The 26256-nt window shown below is 75.2% G+C and carries 23 protein-coding genes and 1 pseudogene; 14 read left to right on the top strand and 10 right to left on the bottom strand.

Going from position 1 to position 26256, the window contains the following annotated elements; translation table 11 throughout:
- Positions 1 to 92 precede the first annotated feature (92 nt).
- Both AYX06_RS08965 and AYX06_RS08960 read left to right on the top strand, forming a co-directional pair.
- Positions 93 to 1136, top strand: coding sequence for an agmatine deiminase family protein (locus tag AYX06_RS08965; RefSeq protein ID WP_084271748.1), 1044 nt, complete (start codon positions 93 to 95; stop codon positions 1134 to 1136).
- On the top strand, positions 1133 to 2914 hold the full coding sequence (locus tag AYX06_RS08960) for an amidase (RefSeq protein ID WP_084271534.1): 1782 nt from the start codon (positions 1133 to 1135) through the stop codon (positions 2912 to 2914). Before AYX06_RS08965 ends, AYX06_RS08960 begins: the two co-directional genes overlap by 4 nt.
- Before the next feature lie 110 nt (positions 2915 to 3024).
- Here AYX06_RS08960 and AYX06_RS08955 read toward each other — a convergent pair whose 3' ends face one another.
- Positions 3025 to 5001 carry a M13 family metallopeptidase gene (locus AYX06_RS08955; RefSeq protein WP_062736964.1) on the bottom strand — a complete coding sequence of 659 codons (1977 nt, stop codon included), beginning with the start codon at positions 4999 to 5001 and terminating at the stop codon, positions 3025 to 3027.
- Positions 5002 to 5159: 158 nt separating this feature from the next.
- Positions 5160 to 5999, bottom strand: a complete 840-nt coding sequence (locus AYX06_RS08950; protein ID WP_062735478.1) for an ABC transporter substrate-binding protein — start codon at positions 5997 to 5999, stop codon at positions 5160 to 5162.
- 259 nt (positions 6000 to 6258) lie between these two features.
- Here AYX06_RS08950 and AYX06_RS08945 point away from each other — a divergent pair, with 259 nt between their 5' ends.
- The 4 genes from AYX06_RS08945 (at position 6259) to AYX06_RS08930 (ending at position 10006) form a co-directional block, all read left to right on the top strand.
- A complete protein-coding gene (locus tag AYX06_RS08945; RefSeq protein ID WP_062735477.1) occupies positions 6259 to 6630 on the top strand; it encodes an RNA-binding S4 domain-containing protein in 372 nt (123 codons plus the stop codon).
- A gap of 61 nt (positions 6631 to 6691) precedes the next feature.
- The gene (locus tag AYX06_RS08940; RefSeq protein WP_062735476.1) at positions 6692 to 8047 is read left to right on the top strand and encodes an MATE family efflux transporter; all 1356 of its coding nucleotides are present in this window, start codon (positions 6692 to 6694) and stop codon (positions 8045 to 8047) included.
- 52 nt (positions 8048 to 8099) lie between these two features.
- A complete protein-coding gene (locus AYX06_RS08935) occupies positions 8100 to 9071 on the top strand; it encodes a universal stress protein (RefSeq protein ID WP_062735475.1) in 972 nt (323 codons plus the stop codon).
- A gap of 47 nt (positions 9072 to 9118) precedes the next feature.
- Entirely contained in the window at positions 9119 to 10006 is an 888-nt protein-coding gene (locus AYX06_RS08930; protein ID WP_062735474.1) for a universal stress protein, read from the top strand.
- A gap of 69 nt (positions 10007 to 10075) precedes the next feature.
- On the opposite strand, the gene pdxT is transcribed toward AYX06_RS08930, so the two are convergent.
- Together pdxT and pdxS are read right to left on the bottom strand one after the other, a co-directional pair.
- Positions 10076 to 10678, bottom strand: coding sequence for a pyridoxal 5'-phosphate synthase glutaminase subunit PdxT (gene pdxT / locus AYX06_RS08925; RefSeq protein ID WP_062735473.1), 603 nt, complete (start codon positions 10676 to 10678; stop codon positions 10076 to 10078).
- Positions 10675 to 11631 (bottom strand): pyridoxal 5'-phosphate synthase lyase subunit PdxS, encoded by a 957-nt coding sequence (gene pdxS, locus AYX06_RS08920; protein ID WP_062735472.1) that lies wholly within the window; start codon positions 11629 to 11631, stop codon positions 10675 to 10677. The genes pdxT and pdxS overlap by 4 nt, the downstream gene beginning before the upstream one ends.
- 112 nt (positions 11632 to 11743) lie before the next feature.
- Between pdxS and pdxR the strand changes: the two genes are divergently transcribed.
- The 4 genes from pdxR to AYX06_RS08900 all read left to right on the top strand — a co-directional run bounded on the left by pdxR (position 11744) and on the right by AYX06_RS08900 (position 14860).
- Positions 11744 to 13321, top strand: coding sequence for a MocR-like pyridoxine biosynthesis transcription factor PdxR (gene pdxR, locus AYX06_RS08915; RefSeq protein WP_198161389.1), 1578 nt, complete (start codon positions 11744 to 11746; stop codon positions 13319 to 13321).
- Positions 13322 to 13402: 81 nt separating this feature from the next.
- Positions 13403 to 13993, top strand: coding sequence for a DUF308 domain-containing protein (locus tag AYX06_RS08910; protein WP_084271532.1), 591 nt, complete (start codon positions 13403 to 13405; stop codon positions 13991 to 13993).
- Between the two features lie 60 nt (positions 13994 to 14053).
- The gene (locus tag AYX06_RS08905) at positions 14054 to 14545 is read left to right on the top strand and encodes a hypothetical protein (protein ID WP_232319271.1); all 492 of its coding nucleotides are present in this window, start codon (positions 14054 to 14056) and stop codon (positions 14543 to 14545) included.
- 117 nt (positions 14546 to 14662) lie between these two features.
- Entirely contained in the window at positions 14663 to 14860 is a 198-nt protein-coding gene (locus AYX06_RS08900; protein WP_062735470.1) for a hypothetical protein, read from the top strand.
- Between the two features lie 81 nt (positions 14861 to 14941).
- On the opposite strand, the gene AYX06_RS08895 is transcribed toward AYX06_RS08900, so the two are convergent.
- The 3 genes from AYX06_RS08895 to AYX06_RS08885 all read right to left on the bottom strand — a co-directional run bounded on the left by AYX06_RS08895 (position 14942) and on the right by AYX06_RS08885 (position 17824).
- A complete protein-coding gene (locus AYX06_RS08895; protein WP_232319449.1) occupies positions 14942 to 17173 on the bottom strand; it encodes a heavy metal translocating P-type ATPase in 2232 nt (743 codons plus the stop codon).
- A 73-nt stretch (positions 17174 to 17246) separates the two neighbouring features.
- The gene (locus AYX06_RS08890) at positions 17247 to 17456 is read right to left on the bottom strand and encodes a cation transporter (protein ID WP_084271531.1); all 210 of its coding nucleotides are present in this window, start codon (positions 17454 to 17456) and stop codon (positions 17247 to 17249) included.
- Between the two features lie 53 nt (positions 17457 to 17509).
- On the bottom strand, positions 17510 to 17824 hold the full coding sequence (locus AYX06_RS08885; protein WP_047805310.1) for a metal-sensitive transcriptional regulator: 315 nt from the start codon (positions 17822 to 17824) through the stop codon (positions 17510 to 17512).
- 98 nt (positions 17825 to 17922) lie between these two features.
- Between AYX06_RS08885 and AYX06_RS08880 the strand changes: the two genes are divergently transcribed.
- Genes AYX06_RS08880 through AYX06_RS08870 form a run of 3 tightly spaced genes read left to right on the top strand, consistent with a single transcriptional unit; the run spans position 17923 to position 20956 of the window.
- Positions 17923 to 19923 (top strand): glycoside hydrolase family 15 protein, encoded by a 2001-nt coding sequence (locus AYX06_RS08880; protein WP_062735468.1) that lies wholly within the window; start codon positions 17923 to 17925, stop codon positions 19921 to 19923.
- A complete protein-coding gene (locus tag AYX06_RS08875) occupies positions 19920 to 20648 on the top strand; it encodes an AzlC family ABC transporter permease (RefSeq protein ID WP_062735467.1) in 729 nt (242 codons plus the stop codon). The genes AYX06_RS08880 and AYX06_RS08875 overlap by 4 nt, the downstream gene beginning before the upstream one ends.
- A complete protein-coding gene (locus tag AYX06_RS08870) occupies positions 20645 to 20956 on the top strand; it encodes an AzlD domain-containing protein (RefSeq protein WP_047805313.1) in 312 nt (103 codons plus the stop codon). The genes AYX06_RS08875 and AYX06_RS08870 overlap by 4 nt, the downstream gene beginning before the upstream one ends.
- Before the next feature lie 105 nt (positions 20957 to 21061).
- On the opposite strand, the gene AYX06_RS20865 is transcribed toward AYX06_RS08870, so the two are convergent.
- The 3 genes and pseudogenes from AYX06_RS20865 to AYX06_RS08860 form a co-directional block, all read right to left on the bottom strand.
- The gene (locus AYX06_RS20865; protein WP_307725488.1) at positions 21062 to 21376 is read right to left on the bottom strand and encodes a BBE domain-containing protein; all 315 of its coding nucleotides are present in this window, start codon (positions 21374 to 21376) and stop codon (positions 21062 to 21064) included.
- Between the two features lie 616 nt (positions 21377 to 21992).
- Positions 21993 to 22349 (bottom strand): annotated as a pseudogene (locus AYX06_RS20860) (FAD-binding oxidoreductase); the annotation flags it as partial.
- A 454-nt stretch (positions 22350 to 22803) separates the two neighbouring features.
- On the bottom strand, positions 22804 to 23454 hold the full coding sequence (locus tag AYX06_RS08860) for a helix-turn-helix transcriptional regulator (protein WP_062735466.1): 651 nt from the start codon (positions 23452 to 23454) through the stop codon (positions 22804 to 22806).
- 387 nt (positions 23455 to 23841) lie between these two features.
- On the opposite strand from AYX06_RS08860, the gene AYX06_RS08855 reads away from it, so the two are divergent.
- Positions 23842 to 26136, top strand: a complete 2295-nt coding sequence (locus AYX06_RS08855) for a glycosyltransferase family A protein (RefSeq protein ID WP_062735465.1) — start codon at positions 23842 to 23844, stop codon at positions 26134 to 26136.
- Positions 26137 to 26256: the final 120 nt, after the last annotated feature.

The raw sequence follows: 26256 nt of genomic DNA, 5'->3' as shown, positions 1-26256 counted from the left end.
CGAACGACCCGAGGAAGACCGAGACCATGCACCCTGCCACCCGCGCCGACAGCCGTTCCGACCCCGAGACGGTCACCCCCGCGGTCACCGTGATGCCCCCCGAGTGGGCCCCGCACGAGCGGACCTGGATGGCCTTCCCGCCCCCCAACGACACCTTCGGCCCTGCCGGCAGCGAGACCCTCGACCGCGCCCGGCGCGCCTGGGCGGCCGTGGCCCGCACGATCGTCCGCCACGAGCCCGTCACCGTGGTGGCCGCACCCGCCGACGCCGACGCCGCCCGCGCCGCGCTGGGGGAGGGCATCGACGTCGTGACGGCTCCGCTCGACGACGCGTGGCTGCGCGACTCCGGGCCCACCTTCGCCCACGACGCGGCCGGGGACGTGGTCGCCGTGGACTGGGTGTTCAACGGCTGGGGCGCCCAGGAGTGGGCCGCCTGGGGCCACGACCAGCACCTGGGCCGTTTCGTGGCCGAGCGGTCCGGGGCCGTGGTGCGGGCCAGCACCCTGGTCAACGAGGGCGGCGGGTTCCACGTCGACGGCGAGGGGACCGTCCTGCTCACCGAGACCGTGCAGCTGGACCCCGGCCGCAACCCCGGCGCCACGAAGGAGCAGGTGGAAGCGGAGATCCACGCCCGGCTGGGCACGTCCCGGGCGATCTGGCTGCCCCGCGGGCTCACCCGCGACTACGACGAGTTCGGCACCCGCGGCCACGTGGACATCGTTGCCGCCTTCGCCGGGCCGGGGACCGTCCTGGTGCACCGGCAGGACGACCCCGCCCACCCCGACTTCGAGGTGTCCCGGCAGATCCGTGCGGTGCTCGAGGACGCCACCGACGCCCGCGGGCGCCGGCTGCGCGTCGTCGACGTCCCCGCGCCCACCGTGCTCGACGCCGGCGACGGGTTCGTGGACTATTCCTACATCAACCACTACGTCGCCAACGGCGTGGTCGTGCTGTGCGCCTTCGACGACCCGCACGACGCCCTCGCCGCGGAGATCCTCGCCGAGGCCTATCCGGGCCGGGCCGTCGAGCTGGTCGACGCCCGCGACATCTTCGCGTTCGGCGGCGGCATCCACTGCATCACCCAGCAGCAGCCGTCGCCCCGCGGCGCCGCCACGGACGGGGAGGGCACCCGATGAGCACCTCCGGCAGCCTGAGCAACAGGCCCGGCACCACGATCGACGGCAGGCCCGGCCGCGCGATCGACGTCGTGGAGGCGAGCATCGCGCGGCTGCGCGCGGCGCTCGAGGCCGGGCGCACCACCAGCGAGGAGCTGGTCACCGCCTACCTCGCCCGCATCGCGGCCTACGACCGCGGCGGCCCGGAGCTCAACGCCGTCGTCGTGGACAACCCTGCGGCGCTGGAGGAGGCCCGCGCCTCCGACGCGCGCCGGGCCCGCGGGGAGGTGCTCGGTCCCCTGGACGGGATCCCGTACACCGCCAAGGACAGCTACCAGGTCCGCGGCCTCACCGTGGCAGCCGGCTCGCCCGCGTTCGAGCACCTCGTGGCCCGGCGCGACGCCTTCACGATCGAGCGGCTGCGCGCCGGGGGCGCGGTGCTGCTCGGGCTGACCAACATGCCCCCGATGGCCAACGGCGGCATGCAGCGCGGGGTCTACGGCCGGGCCGAGAGCCCCTACAACGGGGCCTACCTCACCGCGGCCTTCGGGTCCGGCTCCTCCAACGGCTCCGGGACGGCCACAGCCGCGAGCTTCGCCGTGTTCGGCCTCGGCGAGGAGACCTGGTCGTCGGGCCGCGCCCCGGCCTCCAACAACGCCCTGTGCGCCTACACCCCCTCGCGCGGAGTGATCTCGGTGCGCGGCAACTGGCCGCTGGTGCCCAGCATGGACGTCGCCGTCCCGCACACCCGCACCATGGCCGACCTGCTCGAGGTCCTCGACGTGGTGGTCGCCGACGACCCCGAGACCCGCGGGGACTTCTGGCGCGTGCAGCCCTGGGTCGACATCCCGGCCGCCTCGGCGGTGCGGCCGGCCTCCTACCCTGCTCTCGCGGTGCCCCACGCCGCCGCGGCCGCCGGCGTCCTGGCAGGACGGCGCCTGGGCGTGCCGCGGATGTACGTCAACGCCGACCCCGAGGCCGGCACCGCCGACTCCCCGGGCATCGGCGGCCCGACCGGCCGGCGCATCGAGACCCGCCCCTCCGTGATCGCGCTGTGGGAGGCGGCCCGGCGCGACCTCGAGGCCGCCGGCGCCACGGTGGTCGAGGTCGACTTCCCCGTGGTGAGCAACTACGAGGGCGACCGGCCCGGAGCGCCCACCGTCGCCACCCGCGGACTGGTGAGCGCGGAGTACCTGCACCGGGAGATCGTGGACCTCTCATCCTGGGCGTGGCACGACTTCCTCGAGGCCAACGGGGACCCGGCCCTGCACCGGCTGGCCGACGTGGACGGTTCCCGGATCTTCCCGCACCCGCCCGGCGCCCTGCCCGACCGCTACGACGGGTTCGACGACGACATCGCCGACTACCCGCAGTTCGTGCGCGAGCACGGAGTGCCCGTGCTGACGCAGATCCCCCACCTTGCGGAGGGGCTGCGCGGGCTCGAGGAGACCCGCCGCGTCGATCTGGAGCAGTGGATGGACGACCTGGGCCTGGATGCCGTGGTCTTCCCCGCCGTCGCGGACGTCGGGCCCGCTGACGCCGACGTGAACCCGGCCTCCGCAGACCGGGCCTGGCGCAACGGCGTGTGGGTGGCCAACGGCAACCTCGTGCCCCGGCACCTGGGCATCCCGACCGTCACCGTGCCGATGGGCACGATGGCCGACACCGGCATGCCCGTGGGTCTCACCCTCGCGGGCCGCGCGTGGGACGACACCGCCCTGCTGCGCCTCGCCGCGGCCTTCGAGGCCACCGGTGCCCGCCGCACCGTCCCCCCGCGCACCCCGCCCCTGCCCGCGTGACCCGCCCGACCCCTCCTGCCCGCGAGACTGCACGCGTCGGCGACCCAGCACGCGTCGGCCGCCGACGCGTGCTGGGTCGCGGGCAGGGGGAGGGGGAGGAGGAGGGGCGGTCACCAGATGGTGACGCGGGCCTCCGGGGGGAGCCACAGGCCGTCGCCCGGGCGGGTGCGGAAGGTCTCGTGGAAGGCGTCCATGTTGCGGACCACGCCGTTGCAGCGGAACTCGTCCGGGGCGTGCGGATCGCCCGCCAGGCGGTTGATCAGCTCCTGCTCCCGGGCGGTCGAGCGCCACAGCCCCGCGTAGGCGTAGAAGAACCGCTCGGCCCCCGTGAGCCCGTCCAGCACCGGCGCCGTGGCCAGGTCCAGGCCCCGCTCCGCGAGCGCCATCCGGTAGGCCACCAGGGCGATCTCCAGGCCGCCGAGGTCCCCGATGTTCTCGCCCACGGTGAAGGCCCCGTCCACGTGGTGCTCGGCGGAGAGCCCGCGCGGGGTGAAGCCGTCGTACTGGGCCACGAGCGCTGCGGTGCGCCGGGCGAACTCGCCGCGGTCCTCGTCGGTCCACCAGTCCACGAGGTGCCCGTGGGCGTCGTAGCGGGCGCCCTGGTCGTCGAAGCCGTGGCCGATCTCGTGGCCGATCACGGACCCGATCGCGCCGTAGCACACGGCGTCGTCGGCGTCGGCGTCGAAGTACGGCGGCTGCAGGATCCCGGCGGGGAAGACCACCTCGTTGAGCACGGGGTGGAAGTAGGCGTTGACCCAGTGCGGGTAGAGCAGCCACTCGCCGCGGTCCACGGGCGCGCCCACCTTCCGCACGGCGCGGTCGTGCTCCAGGGCCAGGCCGGCGCGGACGTTGCCGAGCAGGTCCTCGGGGTCCAGGTCCAGGCCCGAGTAGTCCCGCCAGGTGCCGGGAGAGCCGACCTTGACGGTGAACGTGGACAGCTTCTCCAGGGCCCGGGCCCGGGTGGCCTCCGACATCCACTCCAGCCGGCCGATCCGCTCCCGGTAGGCGGCCAGCAGGTGCTCCACGAGCTGCTCCACCCGGGCCCGGTGCGCCGGCGGGAACCAGCGGTCCACGTAGGCCCGGGCCACGTCGTCGCCCAGGATCCGGGTGACCAGGAACTCGGCGCGCTTCCACCGCTCCCGGGGGCGGGTGATCCCGGACAGGGCGGTGCTGTAGAAGCGGAAGTTCTCCGCCACGAAGGACCGGGGCAGGAACGGGGCGCGCCGGGACACGATCCGCCACGACTGCCAGATCCGGATCTGCTGCTCCGACCACTCCGCCCAGAGCTCGCCGAGCCGGGTCGTGAAGGAGGGCTGGCGCACGATGATCCGGTCGAAGGCGCCCGTGCCCCGCTGCGGGGCGATGCCCGCCAGCCACGCCGCCCAGGGGAAGCCGGGGGCCAGGGCCACCAGGCCGGGCACGTCCACGGGGTTGTGCATCTGCGCCACGTCCCGCGCCGCGACGGTGTCCCAGTGCGCGGCGGCCAGCTGGGTCTCCATGGCCAGCACCGTGCCGGCGGCCTCCTCACCGGTCACGCCCCACCGCGCCGGCAGGCCCGCGAGCTCGAGCATCGCCGCGACGTGGTCGGTGAACGCCGCGCGCAGCGGCCCGTGCACGGCGTCGGTGTAGTAGGACCGCGTGGGCAGGGACAGCCCGTCCTGGCACAGGAAGAAGGAGTACCGGGAGGAGTCCCCGGAGTCGTTCTCCACGAAGAAGGACAGCAGGCCGTCCACCCCGGTGCGCTGCAGGGCCGCGGAGGCCCCGGCGAGCTGCTCCTTGCCGCGCGCGGCGCCGAGCAGCTCGAGGTCGGGGTCCAGGGCGGCCCGGCCGCGGCGCTCGACGGCGTCCTCGTCGAGGAAGGACCGGTGCAGGACCGCCATCCGCGACCCGGCCGGGGCCGCCCGGACGATCTCGTGCACCCGCCGGGCGTTGAGCTCCGTCAGGAGCGCGGACGCCCCGTCGGCGGCGCGGTCCTCGGGCAGCTCGTGGGCGTCGATCCAGCCGCCGTTGACGTGCCGGTGCAGGTCGTCCTGCGGGCGGACGCCGGGGTGGAGGTGCTGCAGGTCCAGGCCGGAGGCGGTCGTCACGGGCGCATCCCCTGTCGTGGTCGTGGGGCGTGTCGGAACGCACGGGGCCGACGACGTCGCCGCCCGGTCCCAGCCTACGGACGGGAACGCCGTGGCCCGCGGTCGGCGGGCCACGGCGTCCGTGGTGGTCGTCACACCCGGGGTGGGCGCGGGGCGGATCAGCTCGCGGTCGGCTCCGGGCTCGCCGAGCCGGCGGCCTCCCCGGTGCCCAGCCACTTGCCCTCGAGCTCCTCGAGGGTGCCGTCCTCCTCCATGGTGGCCAGCGACTGGTTGACCTGCTCGAGCAGGGCGGTGTTGCCGGTCTTCACAGCCAGGCCCAGCTGCTCGCCGGTCTCGATCTCCTCGACCAGGCGCAGGTCCGGGTTGTCGGTGATGGCCGGGCCCATCACGGAGATGTTGCCGATCACGGCCTCGACGTCGCCGGTGTTGAGGCCCTGGATCATCAGGGCGGAGTCCTCGTACTGCACGACCTCGGCGTTGTTCTCCTGGGCCTGGGTCTCGCCGGTGGTGGCCTGCTGCACGCCCACGCGCTTGCCCGTGACGTCGGCCAGGGAGTCGATGTCGGCGTCCGGGGCCACCAGCAGGGCGAGGTTGTCGTCGAGGTAGGGCTCGGAGAAGTCCATGACGGACTCGCGCTCCTCGGTGATGGTCATCCCGGAGGCGGCGAGGTCGCACTGGTCCGAGTCCAGGGCCACACCCGACTGGATGCCCTCGAAGGCGGTGCGGATGAACTCCGTCTCCACCCCCATGTCCTCGGCGATGTTGTTCACCAGGTCGATGTCGAAGCCGACGGTCTCCCCGTTCTCCGTGTACTCGAAGGGGCGGTAGGGGATGTCCGAGCACACCGTGAGGGTGCCCTCGTTGATCAGGCTGATCTCCCCGCCGGTCGCGTCGCCGCCGGCCTCCTCGCCGCCGCCCGTGTCCGAGCACGCGCTCAGCGCCAGCGCGGAGACGGCCAGCACGGACAGGGTCGCTGCCCCGTGGAACCTGCTCTTCATGGATCTTTCCTTCCCTCGGGAGGTGCTCGCTCGTCCGCCCCCGGCGCGGCGTCGCGCCGGGGAGGGAGCCACTGCTGAATGAGCCTCAGTGTAGGGCGTCCGGGGTTGCCGGTGTGTTGCGCGCCACTGGTCAGTAGCACATCGGTTGTCCCCACTGCTGTCCACGCGGACCGGTTGCGGGGTCCGCACCGGCGCGCGGTCTTCGGCACAATGGGCTCATGACTCGGACCGACCACATCCTCGCCCCCGAGGGGCACCGGTGACGGCCGCGCCGGCGAGCGTGCGCGTGGACGCGTGGCTGTGGGCGGTGCGCGTGTTCAAGACCCGGTCCGCCGCCACGGCGGCGTGCCGGGCCGGCCACGTCAAGATCGACGGCACCTCGGTCAAGGCGGCCCAGCCCGTGCGGCCCGGCCAGCGGGTGACCGTGCGGCGTCCCGGCCACGAGCAGGTCCTTGAGGTCGTGCAGCTGCTGACCAAGCGCGTCGGCGCCCCCGTGGCCGCGGCCGCCTACGTGGACCACAGCCCGCCCCCGCCCCCGGCCCTGCACGCGGCCGTGCCGCGCCGGGACCGGGGCGCCGGACGTCCCACCAAGAAGGACCGCCGCGAGATGGACCGCCTCCGGGGCCTGTGAGCGGGTCCGGCGGGACGGCCGGTCGCACCGGCGGGTGCGGGGGCGTCGGTACCCTGGTCCGGTGACCACCACCACCGCCCGCCCGCGCGGGCTCAACCGGCAGATCCTGGCCCTGGCGGTGCCCGCCTTCGGCGCGCTCGTGGCCGAGCCGCTGTTCCTGCTGGCGGACTCGGCGATCGTCGGGCACCTGGGCACCCCACAGCTGGCCGGGGTGGGAGTGGCCGCCGCCCTGCTCCAGACGGTCGTGGGGCTGATGGTCTTCCTCGCCTACAGCACCACGCCCGCGGTGGCCCGGCACCTCGGCGCCGGCCGGCTCCCCGAGGCCGTGGCGGTGGGCCGGGACGGGCTCTGGGTGGCCGCCGGGCTCGGCGTCCTCCTCTCCGCGGCGGGCTGGGTGCTCGGCCGGCCCCTGCTGGAGCGGATGGGCGCCCGCGGCGAGGTCCTGGAGCACGCGGTCGCCTACCTGCACTGGTCCCTGCCCGGGCTGACCGCCATGCTCCTCGTGCTCGCGGCCACCGGCGTGCTGCGCGGGCTGCAGGACACGAGGACCCCGCTGCTCATCGCGGGGATCGGCGCCGCGGCCAACGCGGTGCTGAACCTCGTGCTGGTGCACGGCGCCGGTCTGGGCGTGGCCGGCGCCGCGATCGGCACGAGTGCCGTGCAGTGGGCCATGGCCCTGGCCTACCTGCGCATCGTGCACCGGCTGGCCCGCCGGCACGGGGTGGGGCCGGCGACCTCGTGGGCCCGGCTGCGCGCCCACCTGGCCGTGGGGTCCTGGCTGATGCTGCGCACGGTGTCCCTGCGGGTGGCCATCCTCGCGACCGTCCTGGTGGTCACGGCCCAGGGCGCCCAGAACCTCGCCGCCCACCAGCTCGTGATGACGGTGTTCAGCTTCCTCGCCTTCGCCCTCGACGCCCTGGCCATCGCCGCGCAGGCGCTGCTGGGCCGGGACATGGGCGCCCGGGACCTGGCAGAGCCGGCCGAGCGGCAGGCGATCCGCGGCCTGATGCGCCGGCTGGTGCTGTGGGGCCTCGGGTTCGGGGTGGTGACCGGCCTGGCCGTGGCCCTGCTCGGGACGCGCCTGGGCTTCCTGCTCAGCCCGGACCCGGCCGTGCAGGCCCTGTTCGCGGCGGCCCTGCTCGTGGTCGCGGCGGGCCAGCCGCTGGCCGCCTACGTCTTCGTCCTCGACGGGGTGCTCATCGGGGCCGGGGACGCCCGCTACCTCGCCGTGGCCGGGGTGCTCAACCTCGCCGTCTACGCCCCGCTGCTGGCCCTCGTGGCCGGCTCCGGCGGCTCGGGCGCCGGCGGGCTCGTGTGGCTGTGGATCGCCTACGCGGGCGGCTACCTGGGGGCCCGGGCGCTGACCCTCGGACTGCGCGCCCGCGGCGACGCCTGGCTGCTCCGGAACGCGCGGTAACAACCGGGAACCCACGGCGGGGATGTGCGGTGGATCACCTAGGATTTCGACCATGGACAACGACTCCCGCACGCAGAACCAGCCCGCTGCCGGACACGACGTCGTGCTCGTCGGGATCGACGGGTCGGACCAGGCCCGGCACGCCCTCGACCGGGCGGTCGAGGAGGCCCGGGCGCACAACCTGTCGGTCCGCCTGGTCGGCGCCTATCCGGTCATCGGGGTGGGCGACCCCGGGCTCGAGCAGCGCTTCACCGAGGCGGTGACCAAGGAGAACGCGGAGCACCTCGCCGAGGCCCGGCGGGTCGTGGAGGCCGCGGGGCTGCCCGTGGAGACCGTCGAGGCCGCCGGGGACGCCGCCAAGGCCGTCGTCGAGCAGTCCGGCAGGGCCGCGCTCGTCGTCATGGGCAAGCGCGGCCGCGGCGGGGCCCTGCGCGGCCGGCTCGGCTCGGTGTCCGCGGCGGTCGCCGCCCACGCCAAGTGCCCGGTCGTGGTCGTCCCGGAGCCGGCCGAGAAGCGGCACAGCGAGCGCAGCCGCGGCGGCACCGACTACGCGCTCGAGGACCAGGGGCCGGTCAAGGCCGAGGAGGTCGACTTCTCGGGTCGGGTGGTCGTCGGTCTGGACGCCCTCGGCTCGCGCAACCCGGCGCTGTGGCAGGCCGTGCAGTACGCCGAGGAGCACGGCAAGCCCCTGGCGCTCGTCTCCGTCAACGGGGCCCTGTCCGGCACGCCCTCCTGGTTCCAGGACGAGTTCAACCAGGCCCGGTACTTCCGCGAGGCCGAGCGCAAGCTCGAGGAGATCTCGCAGGAGATCGCGTCCGAGCACCCCGGCCTGACCGTGGAGCACCACATCTTCGTCGGCCGCCCGGGGCGCATCCTGATGAACGCCACGCACTCCGCGGACCTGGTCGTGGTCGGCTCCCGCGGCATCGGCGGGTTCCGCGGGCTGCTGCTCGGCTCGGTCTCCCAGGCCGTGCTGGAGAACGCCGCCGGACCGGTCATGATCGTGCCCGCCCACCCCGCCTGAGCGACTCGACCGGCGGCGCCCGCCGCGAGAACAGGAAGCAGCCGTCCATGGCAGAGCAGATCGTCGTCGGCTACGACGGCTCCGAGAACAGCGACCGCGCCCTCGACTGGGCGATCCAGGAGGCGCAGTCCCTCGGGTCCGAGCTGAGGGTGGTGGTCTCCATGGGCCGGCCCGTGGCCGTGGACCCCAGCCTGTACGGGCCGTTCCTGGAGGCGATCGAGGCGGAGGCCGACCAGGTCGCCGGCACCGCCGTCGCGAGGGCCCGGGAGGCCGGTGTTCCGGCCGTCGGCGTCGTCGAGCGCGGTGACGCGGCGGGCGTGCTGGTGCAGGAGTCCGAGCACGCCGCGGCGCTGGTGCTCGGCCGCCGCGGCCGCCGCGGGGTGCGCGGCCGCCTGGGCTCGGTCTCGGCCGCGGCCTCGGCGCACGCCCGGTGCCCGGTGATCGTGCTCCCGGAGCGCTGGGACCCGCGGGCCGACCGCGGCGCCGGGGGGCCGTTCAGGGGCCGGGTGCTCGTCGGCGTGGACCGGCTGGGGCGGGACAACCCGGCGGTCGTCGCGGCCGCGCGGTACGCCCAGCGGCACGGCACGGGCCTGACCCTGGTCACGGTGGTGCCGGAGGCCGCGAGCGTGCCCACGGGTTCCGCGGACCTGGACCGGGCGGTGCGCGAGCAGCTCACCGAGCCCGCCCAGGCCCTGGTGGACCAGGTCGCCGCGGGCGTGCGGGAGGACCACCCGGGACTGGACGTCGAGACGTACGTGTTCTCGGGCACGCCCGCGGACCAGCTGGTGCAGGCGGGGCGGACGGCGGACCTCGTGGTGGTCGGCAGCCGCGGCTACGGCGGGTTCCGGGGCCTGCTCATGGGCTCCGTCTCCCAGGCCGTGCTCAACGAGGGCGGCAGCCCGGTGATGGTGGTCCCCACCCGTCGGAAGGGCTGAGCCCGGACCGCGCACGGCACCGTCCCGTGGGCGCGGCCCAGGGAGGTGCCGTGCGAGCGCCGGACCCGGTCAGGCGGGCAGGGCCCGCCGGGCGGCGACGAGGGAGAGCAGGTGCCGGTGCACGGCGGTCTCCCCGGTCAGCTCGGGGTGGAAGGAGATGCCCACGACGCTGCCGCTGGCCACCGCGACCACCTCGCCGCGGTGCCGGGCCAGCACCGTGACGCCCTCGCCCACGCGGGTCACCACGGGGGCGCGGATGAAGGCCGTGCGCACGGTGGCCCCGTCGTCGCCCCAGGCGAGCACGGCCTCCTCGGAGGCCGTCTGGGAGCCGAAGGCGTTGCGGGCCACCGTGACGTCCAGGACCTCGAGGGTGCGCTGGCCGGGGGCCGGGTCCTCGATGCCGGAGGAGAGCAGGATCAGCCCGGCGCACGTGCCCAGGGTCGGCAGGCCGCCGAGCACGGCGTCGCGCAGCGGATCGCGCAGCCCGAACAGGCGCAGCAGCCGGTCCATGGTGGAGGACTCCCCGCCGGGCAGCACGATCGCGTCCAGCCCGGAGAGCTGCTCGGCCGTCTTCACGAGCACGGCCTCGGCGCCGAGCTGCTGCAGCATCGCGGCGTGCTCGGCGACCCCGCCCTGCAGGGCGAGGACCCCGACCCGGGGCGCGGAGCTCACCAGCCGCGCTCCGCGAGCCGGTGCGGGGCGGGGAGGTCGCCCACGTTGATCCCGACCATCGCCTCGCCGAGCCCGCGGGACGCCTCGGCGATCTTCTCGGGGTCGTCGTAGTAGGCGGTGGCCTTCACGATCGCCTGCGCCCGGGCGGCGGGGTTGCCGGACTTGAAGATGCCCGAGCCCACGAACACCCCGTCGGCGCCGAGCTGCATCATCATGGCGGCGTCCGCGGGAGTGGCCACGCCCCCGGCGGTGAACAGCACGACCGGCAGCTTCCCGGTGCGGGCGACCTCGAGGACGATGTCGTACGGGGCGGCGAGCTCTTTGGCCTTCACGTAGAGGGCGTCGGGGGAGACGGCGTAGAGGGCCTGCAGCTCCGCGATCTGGCCGCGGATGGTGCGGATGTGCTTGGTGGCCTCGGAGACGTCCCCGGTGCCGGCCTCGCCCTTGGAGCGGATCATGGCGGCGCCCTCGGCGAGCCGGCGCAGGGCCTCGCCCAGGTTGGTGGCACCGCACACGAACGGGACGGTGAAGCGCTGCTTGTCGATGTGGTTGACGTAGTCGGCGGGGGAGAGCACCTCGGACTCGTCGATGTAGTCGACCTTCAGGTGCTCCAGGACCTGGGCCTCCACGAAGTGGCCGATGCGGACCTTGGCCATCACGGGGATCGACACGGCGGCCTGGATGCCCTCGATCAGGTCCGGGTCGGACATGCGGGCCACGCCGCCCTGGGCGCGGATGTCGGCGGGCACCCGCTCGAGGGCCATGACGGCCACGGCGCCGGCGTCCTCGGCGATGCGGGCCTGCTCGGCGGTGACGACGTCCATGATGACGCCGCCCTTGAGCATGTCGGCGAGGCCGCGCTTGACCAGCGGGGAGCCGGTGAGCGGGGTGGCGTCCGCGGGGGAGGTGGTCCGGGCGGAGTTCTGGGCAGGGGTGGTCTGCAGATCGGTCATGCGACCATCCTCCGCCCCTGAGTGGTCCATCAACAGGTCCACCAACGGTAGAATCTGTTGGACCACTTCCGGTCCGGAGCCGCCCGGACCCCGATCAGGACCCGAGGTGCCCGTGCGCCACCCCCACGACGTCGACCTGCCGGTGCGCGTCGACCGCGCCGACCCCGCCCCGCTGCCCGCCCAGCTCGTCCAGCAGCTGCGGGAGCTGGTGGTCTCCGGCGCGCTGCGCCCCGGGGACCCGCTGCCCTCCACGCGCGGGCTCGCCGCCCGGCTCGGCATCTCGCGAGGGTCCGTGGTGACCGCCTACGACCAGCTGCACGGCGAGGGCTATCTGCACGCGACCAACGGGGCCACGATCGTCCATCCCGACCTCGCCCGCTCCCGCGTCGAGCGGGCGGGGCCCCGGCCGGACGACCGGTCCGGGGCCCGGCCGTCGGCCCCGCCGCAGCGTCGGACCCGGGACCGGCCCATGATCGATCTCACCCCCGGGCGCCCCGACACCGCGCGGCTGGCCACCCCCGGCTGGCGGGCCGCGTGGCGGGACGCCGCGGCCGCGGCGGCGGGGGCGGCCGCGCCCCCGGCCCAGGGCGCGGAGCCGCTGCGCGAGCAGATCGCCGAGCACCTGCGGCTGATGCGCGGCGTGGTCCGGGACCCGCAGGACCTCTTCGTCACGGCCGGGGCGCGGGACGGGCTGCAGCTGCTGCTGGCCGCCCTGGGCGGCCTCGCCGGCCGTCCGCTGCGCGTGGCCGTGGAGGACCCCGGCTACCCCTCCCTGCGCCGGGTGCCGGAACGGCTCGGCCACCGGGTGCTGCCCGTGCCGATCGACGACCACGGCCTCGACCCCGCCCGGCTGCCGTCCGGCGCGTGGTCGGGCGCGTGGTCGGGGGACTGGGAGATCGACCGGGCCCCCGACGCCGTGGTGGTGACCCCCAGCCACCAGTACCCGCTCGGGGCCTCGATGCCCGCGGCCCGCCGCCTCGAGCTGCTCGACTGGGCCCGCGCCCACGACGCCCTGATCGTGGAGGACGACTACGACTCGGAGCTGCGCTACGTCGGCGAGCCCCTCCCGGCGCTGTCCGCCCTCGACCACGGTCCCGGCGCCGTCGCGCGCCCGCCCGCCCCGGGCCGGCGGCTCGGCGGCGGCGGGCACGTGGCCACGCTGGGCTCCTTCACCAAGGTCCTCGCCCCCGGACTGGGGGTCGGCTACCTGGTCGCCCCGCCGGCCCTGCGGGAGGAGCTGCTGCGGCTGCGCACCGACCTCGGCAACCCCGCCTCGGCGGTGGCCCAGGACGCGATGGCCCGCTTCCTCGCCGGCGGCGGGCTGCGCCGGCACACCGCCCGGATGCGGCGGGAGTACCGGCGCCGGCGGGACCTGCTCGGCGCCGCGCTCGCCGGGGTCCGCGGGGTGCGGGCCGTGCCCATGGACGGCGGGCTGCACGCGGTCCTGGAGTTCACCGGGGAGGTGGCCTTCGACGAGCGGGACGTCGTGGCCCGCGCCGCGGCGGCGGGCGTGCGGGTCGCCGCGCTGGGCTCCTACTGGGCGGAGGGCGCGCGTGGTGGGCGCCGCGGCGTCGTCGTGGGCTTCGGCGCCACCGGCGCCGCCCCGGAGGGAGAGGCCCTGCCGGACGCCCTGGGGGTGCTGGCCCGGGTGCTCTCGGCGCCCGGACGGGCCTCCGGGGCCGCTCGCTAGACTGTGCGGTGGCCCGCGGGCCCCGCCCGGGGGCGCCGCACCAGGGCCCCTCCCGCCGAGTCGTCCCCGAAAGGCCTCACCGTGAACCCCGAACCGAGCACCGGCATCCACCGCGACCTGTTCGCGCCCACGCTGCTGCGCGCGCTCGTGGCCCTGTGCTTCGCCGCCGTGACCATCTTCTGGCAGGAGCCGTCGATGGGCGCGGTGATCTGGGGCGTGGGCCTCTACCTCCTGCTGACGGGCGCGGCGAGCATCCTGCTGCAGCTGCGGCTCAACGGCAACGACCACGTGGACCTGGGCCGCAGCCGGCAGGTCCCGCAGTCCTACGGCCTGCTCTACGCCGTGGGCGGGGTGCTCACGGTCCTCGGCGCGGACGGCCCCGGCGGCCTCGCGCTGTACGCCGGACTCGTCATGGGCGTCGCCGGGCTCACCGAGCTCGCGCTCGGGCTGACGTCCCGCACCACCTTCCCGCTGGGCCGGGACTGGACCATCGCCGGGCTCGTCACGGTCCTCGCGGCCACGGGCCTCGTGCTGGTGGCCGACCTCGGCGCCAAGGCCCTCTTCGGCGTGGTGGGCGCCGCCGCGGTGGTCATCGGCGTCACCCACCTGCTCGCCGCGCTGAGCCTGCGGCACGAGGACCGCCGGGGACGGGCCCCGGCCGGAACGGCGTAGACTGGGCAACCGCACAGCAGGCCCCGACCTGCCGACGACACCGGTTCACGAGGAGGACGAGTGGCACAGCGCAAGGGTTCGCGAGGCGGCTTCCGGGCCGACGTCAAGGGCCCCCTGATCCTGTCCGCCGTGCTCGCGGCCGTGGCCTTCGGCGGCGTCGCGATCTTCGCCAGCGGCGGGACCGAGAACCAGCTGCGCCTGGACCTGGCCTTCACTGCGGCCGGCATCGTGTTCATCGTGGCGCTGGTGGTCAGCGCCACGCTCATGATCGTCGAGAAGCCCAACGATCCCCATCTCGGGGAGGGCACCGGCGTCAACCGCTCCTCGGCCAAGCTCTACGCCGAGGCGCGCGCCCGCCGCGAGGCCGCCGCGCAGCCGGCCGGCGAGGCCGAGTTCGGCCAGCGCGTCCACCCCGACACCCGCGGCGAGGACCTGCTCGGCCGGCGCCCCGCCGAGGACCCGGCCCGGGACACGACCGGCGACACGGGCGGGGACACGACCGGGGGCACGGGCGAGAGCACCCGTGGCGACGACGGAGCCCCCCGCCCCTGAGCCCCGGCGGCCGGCCTCGGGTCCTTGGCCGCCGTCCGCCCGCTCAGTAGATTGGACACCACCTGAGCAGCCGGGCCGACCCGCGCCCCCGCTCCAGACGCAAGGACGGGAATCAGCATGAGCCAGCAGCCGGAGCCGCCCACCGAGGGCGACGAGGAGTTCGAGAAGAAGGTCGAGCAGCGGATGGCGGACACGCCGGACGCCGACCCGGAGGACAGCTACTCGAACGCTCCTCAGGAGGGTCAGAAGAGCGACCTGCCGGTCCTCGAGGAGGACGAGGAGAGCGTGGCCACCCCGGGCAGCAGCGACGCCTGACGGGCGCGCTCCGCACACGGCGACGCCCCGGGAGGACAACGGTCCTCCCGGGGCGTCCGCGCGTGCGGGCCGGTGCCCGGGTCAGCGGCCGAAGCCGCGCAGCCGCAGGGAGTTCAGCACCACGAACACGGAGCTGAAGGCCATGGCGGCGCCCGCGATCACCGGGTTGAGCAGCCCGGCGGCCGCCACCGGGATGGCCACCGTGTTGTAGGCGAAGGCCCAGAACAGGTTGGACTTGATGATCGACAGGGTCCGTCGGGACAGCGCGATGGCCGTGGGCACCGATCCCACGTCGCTGCGCACGATGGTGATGTCCGCGGCCTCGATGGCCGCGTCCGTGCCCGAGCCCATCGCGATCCCGAGGTCGGCCTGGGCCAGCGCGGCGGCGTCGTTGACGCCGTCGCCCACCATGGCGACCACGCGCCCGTCGTCCTGCAGGTCGCGGACCACCGCGACCTTGCCCTCCGGGCTGACGTCGGCCACGACGTCCCCGGCGGGGATGCCGGCCTCGGCCGCGACCGCGCGGGCCACCGGCTCGTTGTCGCCGGTCAGGAGCAGGGGACGCAGCCCCAGGCCCTGGAGCCGCGCGATCGCCTCCCGGGCGTCGTCCTTCACGGTGTCGCGCAGGTCCACGAACCCGGCGAGGGCCCCGTCGACGGCCACGAGGATCGTGGTGAACCCGCCCTCCTGGGCGCGCCGCAGCGCGTCCAGCTGGGCGGCGTCGAGGCGCACGCCGTTCTCGGCGAGCCAGGTGGTGCGCCCGACCACCACCGAGCGGGAGTGCATCCCGTCCGCCACGTGCGCGCGGACGCCGCCCCCGGGGGCGGAGACGAAGCCGGAGAGCGGGAACCGGTGCGGGGTGGCCTCGGCCACGGCCCGGGCGATCGGGTGCTCGGAGTGCTGCTCCACCGAGGCGGCGAGGTCCAGCACCTGGTCCCGGGAGTAGGCGCCCACGGGGGTCACCGCGGCCACGGAGAGCCGGCCGCTGGTCACGGTGCCGGTCTTGTCCAGCACCACGGTGTCCACGGTGCGGGTGTCCTCGAGCACCTCGGCGCCCTTGATGAGGATCCCCAGCTGCGCGCCGCGGCCGGTGCCGGTGAGCAGGGCCGTGGGCGTGGCCAGGCCGAGGGCGCACGGGCAGGCGATGACGAGGACGGAGACCGCCGCCACGAACGCGGCGTCGACGTCGCCGGTGAGCACCAGCCAGCCCACCAGCGTGAGCAGGGCGAGCACGAGCACGACCGGGACGAAGACCCCGGAGATCCGGTCGGCGAGCCGCGCCACGGGCGCCTTGCTCGTCTGCGCCCGGGCGACCGCGCGGCCCATCTGGGCCAGGGTCGTGTCGGCGCCCACGCGGGTCGCCTCGACCAGCAGCCGGCCGTTCGTGTTGATCGTCGCCCCGGTCACGGCGTCGCCGGCGCCCACCTCGACCGGCAGGGACTCGCCGGTGAGCAGGGAGGTGTCCACGGCCGAGCGGCCCTCGACGACCACGCCGTCGGTGGCGATCTTCTCCCCGGGGCGCACCACGATCCGGTCCCCGGGCTGCAGCTGCTCGGCCGGCACGCTCGTCTCGACCCCGTCCCGCAGGACGACGGCGTCCTTGGCGCCCAGCTCGAGCAGCGCGCGCAGCGCCTCCCCGGAGCGGGCCTTCGCCCGGGCCTCCAGGTAGCGGCCCAGCAGCAGGAAGGCGGTCACGAGGGCGCCGGTCTCGAAGTACAGCTGGTGCCCGCTCATGTCCATGGTGTGGCCGAGCATCGCCCCGGCCGTCATGGCCGGGTCGCGCAGCAGGTTCCACAGCGAGAACAGGTACGCGGCGGACACGCCCAGGGAGACGAGGGTGTCCATGGTGGAGGTGAGGTGCCGGGCGTTGACGGCGGCCGAGCGGTGGAACGGCCAGGCGGCCCAGGTCACGACCGGCAGGCTCAGCAGCGCGGCCACCCAGCCCCAGTGCGGGAACTGGAAGCCGGGCAGCATCGAGATCACGACCACCGGCAGGGAGAGGGCGCCGGCCACGACCAGGCGCCGGCGCAGGGACTCGGGGGAGCGCAGCGAGGAGGCCTCCCGGCCGGACACCCGCTCCATCGCCGAGACGGACCCTCCGCCGCTCCCGTCGTCGTCGGGCCCACGGCGGGGCGCCGTCCTGATGACGGCCCCGTAGCCGGCGTTCTCGACCGTGCCGAGGATCTGCTCGTCGCTCACGCCCTCCGGGACGTGGACCGTGGCGGTCTCCAGGGCGAGGTTCACGGAGGCGTCCACGCCGTCGAGCTTGCCGAGCTTCTTCTCGACCCGGCTCACGCACGAGGAGCACGTCATGCCGGTGATCTCCAGCTCGAGGGTGCGCAGGGGCCCGGCCACCCGGCCGGGCACCGCCGCGCGCGTGCGGGTCTCAGGCAACCGAGTACCCCGCTTCCTCGACGGCCGCGGCGATCTCCTCGGGGGTCAGCTCGCGGGAGGCGGTGACGACGACGGGGGACACGCCGCCGGCGACCAGGTCGACGTCGACGGACTCGACGCCGTCCAGCTCGGTCAGCTCCTCGGTGACGGACATGACGCAGTGCCCGCAGGTCATTCCGGACACGTTGACGGTGGTCTGCACGGTGGTCTCCTCTGGGGTTTCTTCGGTGAGTGCGGGTCGGGGTGCGGGGCGGATCAGCTCTTGAGCAGGCGCGCGATGGCCGCGGACGCCTCCTGGAGCTTGTCGTCCACGCTGGCGACGTCCCCGGACTCCTGGGCGGCCTCGACGGCGCCCACGACGCAGTGGCTGAGGTGCTCGTCCAGCAGGCCGAGGCTCACGGCCTTGAGCGCCGACTGGATCGCGGAGATCTGGGTGAGGACGTCGATGCAGTACTTGTCCTCCTCGACCATCCGGTGGATGCCGCGGACCTGGCCCTCGATGCGCCGCAGTCGCTTGAGGTACGCGTCCTTGTCCTGGGTGTACCCGTGCGGCGGCAGGGTCTGGGTCATGGGTCCTCCTCGGTCGTCCTGCCGCCACTGTATACCCCGCGGGGGTATGTTTCAAGGGGTGGGCCGGGAGCGCCGCGGCGATGTGCCAATCTTGAGGCATGGCTTCACTGATCGAGGACTACGCCCTGCTCTCGAACATGCGCACGGGTCCGCTCGTCTCCCGCACCGGCTCGGTCGACTGGCTGTGCGCCCCGCGCTTCGACTCCCCCTCGGTCTTCGGCGCCCTGCTGGGCGAGGCCGACCACGGGCGCTGGCTGCTCGCCCCCTCCTGCACGGTCGCCGACGAGGCCGGCGGCGAGGTCCTCGACGAGGAGGAGAGCGGGGCCCAGGTCGCGGAGCGGTTCTACGTGGAGAACACCTTCGTGCTGCAGACCGTGTGGGTGACGGACTCCGGCTCCGTGCGCGTCACCGACTTCCTCCCGCTGACCTCCCGCACGGACGTGATCCGCCGCGTGGAGGGCCTCACCGGGGAGGTCGAGATGTACCAGGAGCTGCGGGTCCGCTTCGGCTACGGCGCCGTGGTGCCCTGGGTCAGCCGCTTCGAGGGGGAGGAGGACCCCGAGGGCGGGGACCCCGCCCCGCCCATGCTCGTGGCCATGGCCGGGCCGGACGCGCTCGTGCTGCGCGGCGAGCCCCTGCCCGAGTCCTCAGACGACGACGAGCGCCGCCACCGCGGGACCTTCACGGTCTCCGCCGGCCAGGCCCGGGACTTCGTCCTGACCCACTTCCCGTCCCACCGCACACCGCCGGCGCCGGTGGACGTCAACGAGCAGCTCACCCGCACCGTGGAGCTGTGGCAGGACTGGTCCGGGCTCTACACCCCGCCGGCCGCCGAGCAGGACGAGCCGGTGCACATCGTCCCGGTCCGCGGCCACGCCGTGGCCCGGCGCTCGGACGTGGTCCGGCGCTCGCTGCTCGTGGTGCGGGCCCTGATGCACCAGGAGACGGGCGGTCTGGTGGCCGCGCCCACCACCTCGCTGCCGGACGTGGTGGGCGGCGAGCGCAACTGGGACCACCGCTTCTCCTGGCTGCGGGACGCGGCGATGGCCCTGGAGGTCATGCTCGACCACGACCACGACCGGGAGGCCGTGCAGCTGCGCAACTGGCTGCTGCGGGCCGTGGCGGGGGACCCCCACGACCTGCAGAACATCTACGGCGTCGCCGGGGAGCGCCGCGGCCGCGAGCACCAGCTGGACCTGCCCGGCTACGAGCGCTCCCGCCCGGTCCGCGAGGGCAACGGCGCGGCGGGCCAGCACCAGACCGACGCCGTGGGCCACGTCATGGTCGTGTTCGAGAAGCTGCGCCGGCGCGGGGCGGCGGAGGACCACCTCTCCTGGCCGCTCCAGCAGGCGATGCTGCGCTCGGTGGTGGAGAACTACGAGGTCAAGGACCAGGGCCTGTGGGAGATGCGCGGCGAGCGGCAGTACTACACGCACTCCCGGGTGCTCATGTGGGCGGCCCTGCAGTCCGGGGTGGACGCCGTGCGCCTGCACGGGCTGCCCGGGGACGCGCCGGTGTGGGAGCAGCTGCGGGACGCCCTGGCGGAGGAGATCTGGACGAGCGGCTACGACCCCGAGGTCGGCTCCTTCGTGCAGTACTACGGGTCCAAGACCGTGGACGCCTCCCTGCTCCAGCTGCCGCAGGTGGGCTTCGTGGCCCACGACGACGAGCGGATGCTGGGGACCGTGCGGCGGATCGAGGAGGAGCTGCGGCACCCGTGCGGGCTGATCCACCGCTACCGCAACGTCCTGGGACCCGTGGACCCCGAGGACCCCGACGCCTACGCCGGGGTGATCGGCGTGGACGGGTTCTCGGGCCAGGACAACCCGCACCTCGGCGCGTCCCTGTGGCTGGCCGCCCAGTACGCCCGCTCCGGGCGCACCGACAGCGCCCGCAAGCTCGTGGACCTGGTCCTCTCCCGCGCCAACGACCTCGGCCTGCTGTCCACCGAGTGGTCGCCCGACCGGCGGCGGATGACCGGCAACTTCCCCCAGACCTTCACCCACCTGGCCCTCGTCCAGGCGATGGACGCCCTCGACGCCGCGCAGGGACGCCGGGGCGCGCCGGAGCCCCGGGAGGCCACGGGGGTCACCCCGTGAGCCACGCCGTCCCCGTCGACTGGCGGAGCTCGCCGGCGGTGCGGATCGGGCTGTCCCTGTCCGTGGCCACCGGGCTGTACGGGATCTCCTTCGGCGCGCTGTCCGTGGCGGCGGGCCTGAGCTTCTGGCAGACGGTGGCCCTGTCCGCGCTCATGTTCACGGGCGGGTCCCAGTTCGCCTTCATCGGGGTGGTCGCGGGCGGCGGGGCCGGGGCCTCGGCGCTGGGCGCCGCGACCCTGCTCGGGGTGCGCAACGCCGTCTACGGCATGAGCATGAACGCCCTGGTCCGCCCCCGCGGCGGGCTCCGGCTGCTCGCCGCGCACGTGACCATCGACGAGTCCAACGCGGCAGCGTCCTCCCAGACCCACCCCCTCGAGGAGAGACGGGGGTTCTGGACCGCGGGGGTCGGGGTGTGGCTGCTCTGGAACCTGTTCACCGTGGTCGGCGCGCTGCTCGGCAACGCCCTCGGCGATCCCGCGCGCTGGGGCCTGGACGGCGCCGCCGTGGCGGCGTTCCTCGGACTGCTGTGGCCCCGGCTCAGCGCCCGGGAGCCCGTGGCCGTCGCGGTGGTGTGCGCCCTCGTCACGGCGCTGACCATCCCGGTGCTGCCGCCGGGGCTGCCGATCCTGGTGGCCGCGGTGGTCGCCGCGCTCCTCGGCCGTTCCCGCCGCCGGGGGGCCGACGCGGCAGGGGCCGCGCCCGGCCGGACGGAGGCCGGGGCATGAGCATGTGGTTCTGGGTCCTCGCGGCGTGCGCGCTGGCCTACGGGCTGAAGCTCGTGGGCTACCTCGTGCCGGACCGGGTGCTGGACGACCCCCGGGTGGGCCGGATGGCGGGCACCGTCACGGTGGGCCTGCTCGCCGCCCTCGTGGTGATGAACGCCTTCGGCTCCGGTCAGGCGCTGGTGCTCGACGCCCGGCTCGGGGCCCTGCTGGTGGCGGGGGTCGCCCTGATGCTGCGGGCGCCGTTCCTGCTGGTCGTCGTCCTGGGCGCGGCCGCCGCGGCCGTGCTGCGGCTGCTCGGGGCCGCCTGAGCCGCGTCTCCGTGCTTGCGTCCGCTCGGCGCTGCGGTCCGGCGCTGCGGTCCGGCGCTGTGGGTGCGCTCGCGCGATCCGCGGTGGCGTCCCCGCACGGGCCCGTCAGGCGGCGCTCGGCACGATGTTGTGGTTGAGCCGGAAGATGTTGCCCGGGTCGTAGCGGTTCTTCAGCTCCACGAGCCGCTGGTGCGTCCGCTCCCCGTAGGCCTGCCGGGCCGCCTCGGGGGTGACGGGGCCCTGCTCGGCGCCGAGGAAGTTCACGTACTGGCCGAGCTCGGCGAACGGCGCCATGGCGGCGTGGGCCTTCCGGGCGAAGGCGGTCAGGCGGGCGTCCTCGGCCGGGTCCTGCCAGTAGCCGTAGACGTTGAGCCAGTACCGCGACGACCGGTTGGGGAAGGCGGTCGCCCCGGCGGGCACCCGGCCGAAGAAGCCCCCCCATGTGGTGGATGTCGATGCCGGTGCCGAACCAGGTGACCTCGCCGGCGAAGCCGAGCAGGGCGTCGATCACCTCGTCGTCCAGGCGGGAGAAGGAGGCGTTCTTCCAGTAGCCGCGTGCGCCCTGGGGGAAGAGCTCGTCCATGGCCGACTGCCACTCGAGCCACTGCACCGGGCCGACCTCCTCCTCGTCGGGCGGCGCGTCCGCGCGCAGGCGCTCGACCAGGCGCAGGCCGTCCTCGTGGTCGGGCGACATCCAGGCGAACCCGACGATCAGCAGCGGCTCCTCGCCCATGCCGAAGCTGGGCGGCAGGCGCAGGACCGAGACGATGCTGTTCATCTCGTCCGGCAGGTCCGCGGTCCAGCGGGCGTAGGCCTGCAGCGCGGTCCGCCACTGCGCTCGTCGGTAGACCAGGTTCCCGCCGAGCACGGACGGCGGCAGCCGCCGGGCGAGGAAGGTGAAGGAGGTCACCACACCGAAGTTCCCGCCCCCGCCGCGGATCCCCCAGAACAGGTCCGGGTTGTGCTCGGCGTTCACGTGCAGGTGCTCCCGGGTCCCGGTGATCACCTCGGCGCCGATGAGGTTGTCGAGGGTGAGGCCGTTGCTGCGGGTCAGCCAGCCCACGCCGCCGCCCACCGTCAGGCCGGCGACGCCGGTGGCGCTCACCACGCCGACGGGCACGGCCAGCCCGTGCGGGACGGTGGCGCGGTCGACGTCGGCGAGGGTGGCGCCGGGCTCCACGGTCACGTGCCGGGTCGCGGGATCCACGTCCACCCGGCGCAGTGCGCTCAGGTCCAGGACCAGCCCGCCCTCCACGGTGCCGTGCCCGGCCACGTTGTGCCCTCCGCCGCGCACGGCCAGCGGCAGGCCCGTGTGCTGGGCCGTGGCCAGCACCGGGTCGATGTCCGCCACGGAGCCCACCCGGGCGACGGCGCGCGGCCGCACGTTGATCATCCCGTTCCAGACCCGCCGTGCCTCGTCGTAGAGCGGGTCGTCGGGTTCGACCAGTGTCCCGGTCAGTCGGCTCCGCAGCGCCTCGAGCGCCCGCGCGACCTCGTCGTCATGTTCCCCACGGTCCACGATCCCCATCGGACTGGCTTCCTGTGTGCGGAGGCGCTCGCCCCCGGACGAACCTCTGCGATCGGCGGCGCGCACGCCACCGCCGACGACGCCGGGCCGGGCCGCCCTGGTCGTGCGCGTGGGCCGGGCCGGGAAGGCGGGTCCGGTGCAGGACGCGGACCCGCGCACGATGGTGCTGACCCCAGTCTAGGAACGGGTTTCCCGGAGCCACAACGGACGGTGCGCAACAGGCCGGTCACGGTCGCCCCGCCCGGCTCCGGCCCGCCCGCGGCGGTGTCCGCCCGGCTCCGGCCCGCCCGCGGCGGTGCCCGTCCCGGTGTGCCGGAACTCAGGCGAGCGGCAGGACGGGCGGGATGATGCCGTCCTCGATGGCCCGCTTGTACAGCTCGAGCTTGGTGCGCGCCGGGCGCTCCACGAGGGCGTACTTGCGCCGGATCCGCTTGAGGTGCTCCTCGACCGTGGACTCCGCGATCCGGAGCCGGGTGGCCACCTCCTGCTCCTGGAGGCCGTCCACGTAGAGCGCGAGCACCTCCCGCTCCCGGGCGGAGAGCTTGGCCGGGGCCCGGCTGGGCAGCTCCGCGAGGGAGGCCTGGAGACCGTCGCTCACGAAGTGGCCCAGCTGCTTGGCCAGCCGCATGGTCCGGAAGACCGCCTTGATCGGCTCGCACTTGCCCACGGCGCCCGAGGCCCCGCACGTGAAGGCCGAGCGGACGCGGACGAGCTCGTCCGGGGGCGTGAGGACCACCACGGTGTGCTCGTGCACGACGAGGTCGGTGATGTTCTGCACCAGGCTGCGGCCGTCCTGGGTGTTGAGGCTCAGCAGCACCACGGCGGCCTCCGCGGCGTTCTGGGCCAGGAACTCCGGAACCGTGCCCGCCACGGTGCCGATCCGCACCCCGTGCTCGGGGTGCTCCAGGGACTCCCGCTGCATCGCGATGCGGGTCATGGGCTGGGGGCTGACGACGGCGGCGGTCAACATGGTGGGAACTCCTCGACTTCTCCCGCGACGAGGTGCGCGGGGTCTCCGGGGCCGGTCCGGCCCGGGGCGGCGACGGGCGGTCGACGGCCCGGATCGTCCTGCCCCGACCTCCCCTTCATATGCCGGATCAGGCATGTACAGGGGGTCGGTGCAGAGCGTCCCGGGCGACGGTCCTCGACGTGGCCGCTGCCGGCGGAGACGGTGCTCTGTGGTTCCTCCACGATGGCGGACCCGCTCGCACACGGACAAGGCAGATCCGTACGGACCTGCAACTTCGTACACCGTACGAGGGACAGTCCGCGTCCGGACCCTGTCGTGGCCGCCCTGGAGAGGGTCGCCTGGGAGAATGGTGGCGCACGAGCCGCCGGAGGAAAGGCCTGTCCCGTCATGCGCATCGACGTCCTGAGCAGCACCAGCGGCCGGGGGCCGCACCTCGGCCAGGAGTCCGGGCCGGACCGCCTGCTCCAGCAGCTCGCGGCGCGCGGGGTCGAGGCGGTGCTCGCGCGGCCGGGTGCCCCGCGGCCGTCCACGGGGGCGGAGGCCGGGGCGGAGGGTCCCGCGGCTCCGGGTGCCGCGGAGGAGGCGCCGCCGGCCGCGGAGGGGCTCCTGCTGGTCGGGACCGAGCACCCAGCCGACCGGGAGCTGCTGGCCGGCTGGCTCGAGGCGGCGCGCGCCGCGGTGCGGCACGGCCGGCCGGTCGTGGTCAGCGGCCTGGCCCTGGACGTCCGGGACGCTCCGGCGGAGGTCCTGCGCGAGCTGCTGGCCGCGGCCTCGCTCGTGGGACTGCGGGACGAGCACTCCTCGGCCCTGGCCTCCCGGCTCTGCGCCGAGCACCCCGGTCTGCACCTCGGCTGGGACGACACCCTCTTCCTCCTCCCGGAACCCGCCGCACCGGGCGCCGCCTCCGTTCCCGCCCCGGGACAGAGGTCGGACCAGGAATCGGATCACGCGCCGGAGCGCCTGCCGGACCCAGCACCGGAGCGCGCGCCGGAGCACGTGTCGGACCCAGCATCGGAGCGGGCGCCGGAGCAGAGGCCGGACCAGGGATCGGATCGCGCGCCGGAGCAGATGCCGGAGCAGGCGTCCGACCGCGCGCCTGGGGAGGCTTCGCCCTCGGTCGTCGCGGTGCTCGAACGCCCCGCGGGGCCGATCGGCCCGGAGGAGGCCGCGCCGGTGCTCGCCGCCCTGCTGGACGCCCTGGTGCACCGGGCGCCCGGCGCGGTCGCCGTCCTGCCGTGCCGTGCGGAGGACGCGGACTTCGCCGCGGCCGTCGCCGCGCACCTGCCGCAGGACGTCCGGCGGCACTCGCCGGCGCCGGGAAGCGCGGACGCGCTGGTGGGCGCCGCCGAGCACGTCGTGACCACCTGCCCCCGCGCGGTCGCCCTCGGGCTCGCCGGCGGCGCCGACGTCCTTCCCATCGGCTCGGACGCATATGCCGCTGAGCGCATGGATGCGGTGCTGCACCGCTGGGGGCTGGCCGGGCACGTGGTGCCGCTGGCCGCGCTGCTCACCCCCGGTGACGCGGCGTGGGACACCCATGCCGCCGTCCAGCAGTGGGCCTCGGAGGCCGTCGAGCACCGGGCGGCGGTCCGCTCGGCGCTGGCCGACGCGGTGCCGGCCCTGCGCGCCGCGGGCGAGCGCTGGTGGGACGGGGTGGCCGAGGCGCTCCGTGGCGGGCGGCCCCAGCCGCCGCCCGCCAGGGTCGTCGCGCCGCGCGGGGTCGGTGCCCCGGTGGTGCGCTCCCTCCGGCGCCGGTACGTCGTCCCCGCGGTGCCGCCCGCACGTCCCACGGTCGCCGTCCTGCTCCGGACCCGCGGGCGGTCCTCGGAGCTGGCCCGCGCCCTCGACGGCGTCCTGGAGCAGACCTTCACCGACTGGCGGCTGGTCGTGGTGGACGACGGAGAGGATCCGGCCGAGGTCGACGAGCTCCTCGCCGTGCGGCGGGCGGAGCTCGCGGGGCGGGCGGCGGTTCTGCACCACCGTCGTGGCCTGGCCCCGGGGGCCGCGGCCAATCGCGGGCTGCGCGCGGGCGACTCGGAGCTGGTGGTGCTCCGGGACGACCACGACGGGTGGTCCCCCACGGCCCTGCAGCGGGCCGTGGCCCGGCTGGAGGACCCGCTGGCCACGGACGACGGCGTGGTGGTCCTCCGGCGCGGCCCGGACGCCGGGTCGCCGGCGCCCGCCGCCCCCAGTCTCACCGGCGCGCTCGGCGGCGACCGCGCGGCGTCCGGGGCGTTCGTGTACCGGCGCGCGGTGCACGGGGTGCTCGGTGACTACGACGAGACCCTGTCCGCCGCCGCGGACTGGGAGTTCCGCCTGCGCTTCCTGGAGACCTTCACCGTGGGTCTCGTCGAGGGCCCGCCGCGCCCCGTGCGGGCCCGGCGGGGCGGCGCGCCGGGTGCGGAGCTGCGCCGCCGGGACGAGCTGCTCGTGCGCGAGCGCCACCTCAGGCAGTGGACCGCCGAGAACGGCATCGGCCTGCCGCTCTACCTGAGCCAGGAGGTCCGCACGCAGGCGCAGGGGCTGCACGCGCGCCTGGACGGCTCCGAGGCCCTCGCCCGCGAGCTCCTCGAACTCGTCCGCGCGCAGTCGGACCGGATCGAGCAGCTGGAGCGGACGGTCGCGGAGCGGGGCTTCGCCGCCTTCTGGCGACGCGTGTGGCGGGCCGTGCGGGGGCGGTGAGGCAGGACGCGCCACGCCGCTGGTCGACAGGGTGCTTTCCGTTCGTGTCCGTGATGTGACATGATTCACCCTCGTGCGCCGGAGTGGGTGCGCCCGGTCCCGTGCCCCCAGGCTGTCCCG

Source organism: Kocuria turfanensis, assembly GCF_001580365.1.
GTDB lineage: Bacteria > Actinomycetota > Actinomycetes > Actinomycetales > Micrococcaceae > Kocuria > Kocuria turfanensis.
Note: the sequence above shows the minus strand (reverse complement) of the source record. Positions and strands in the feature narration are given on the sequence as shown.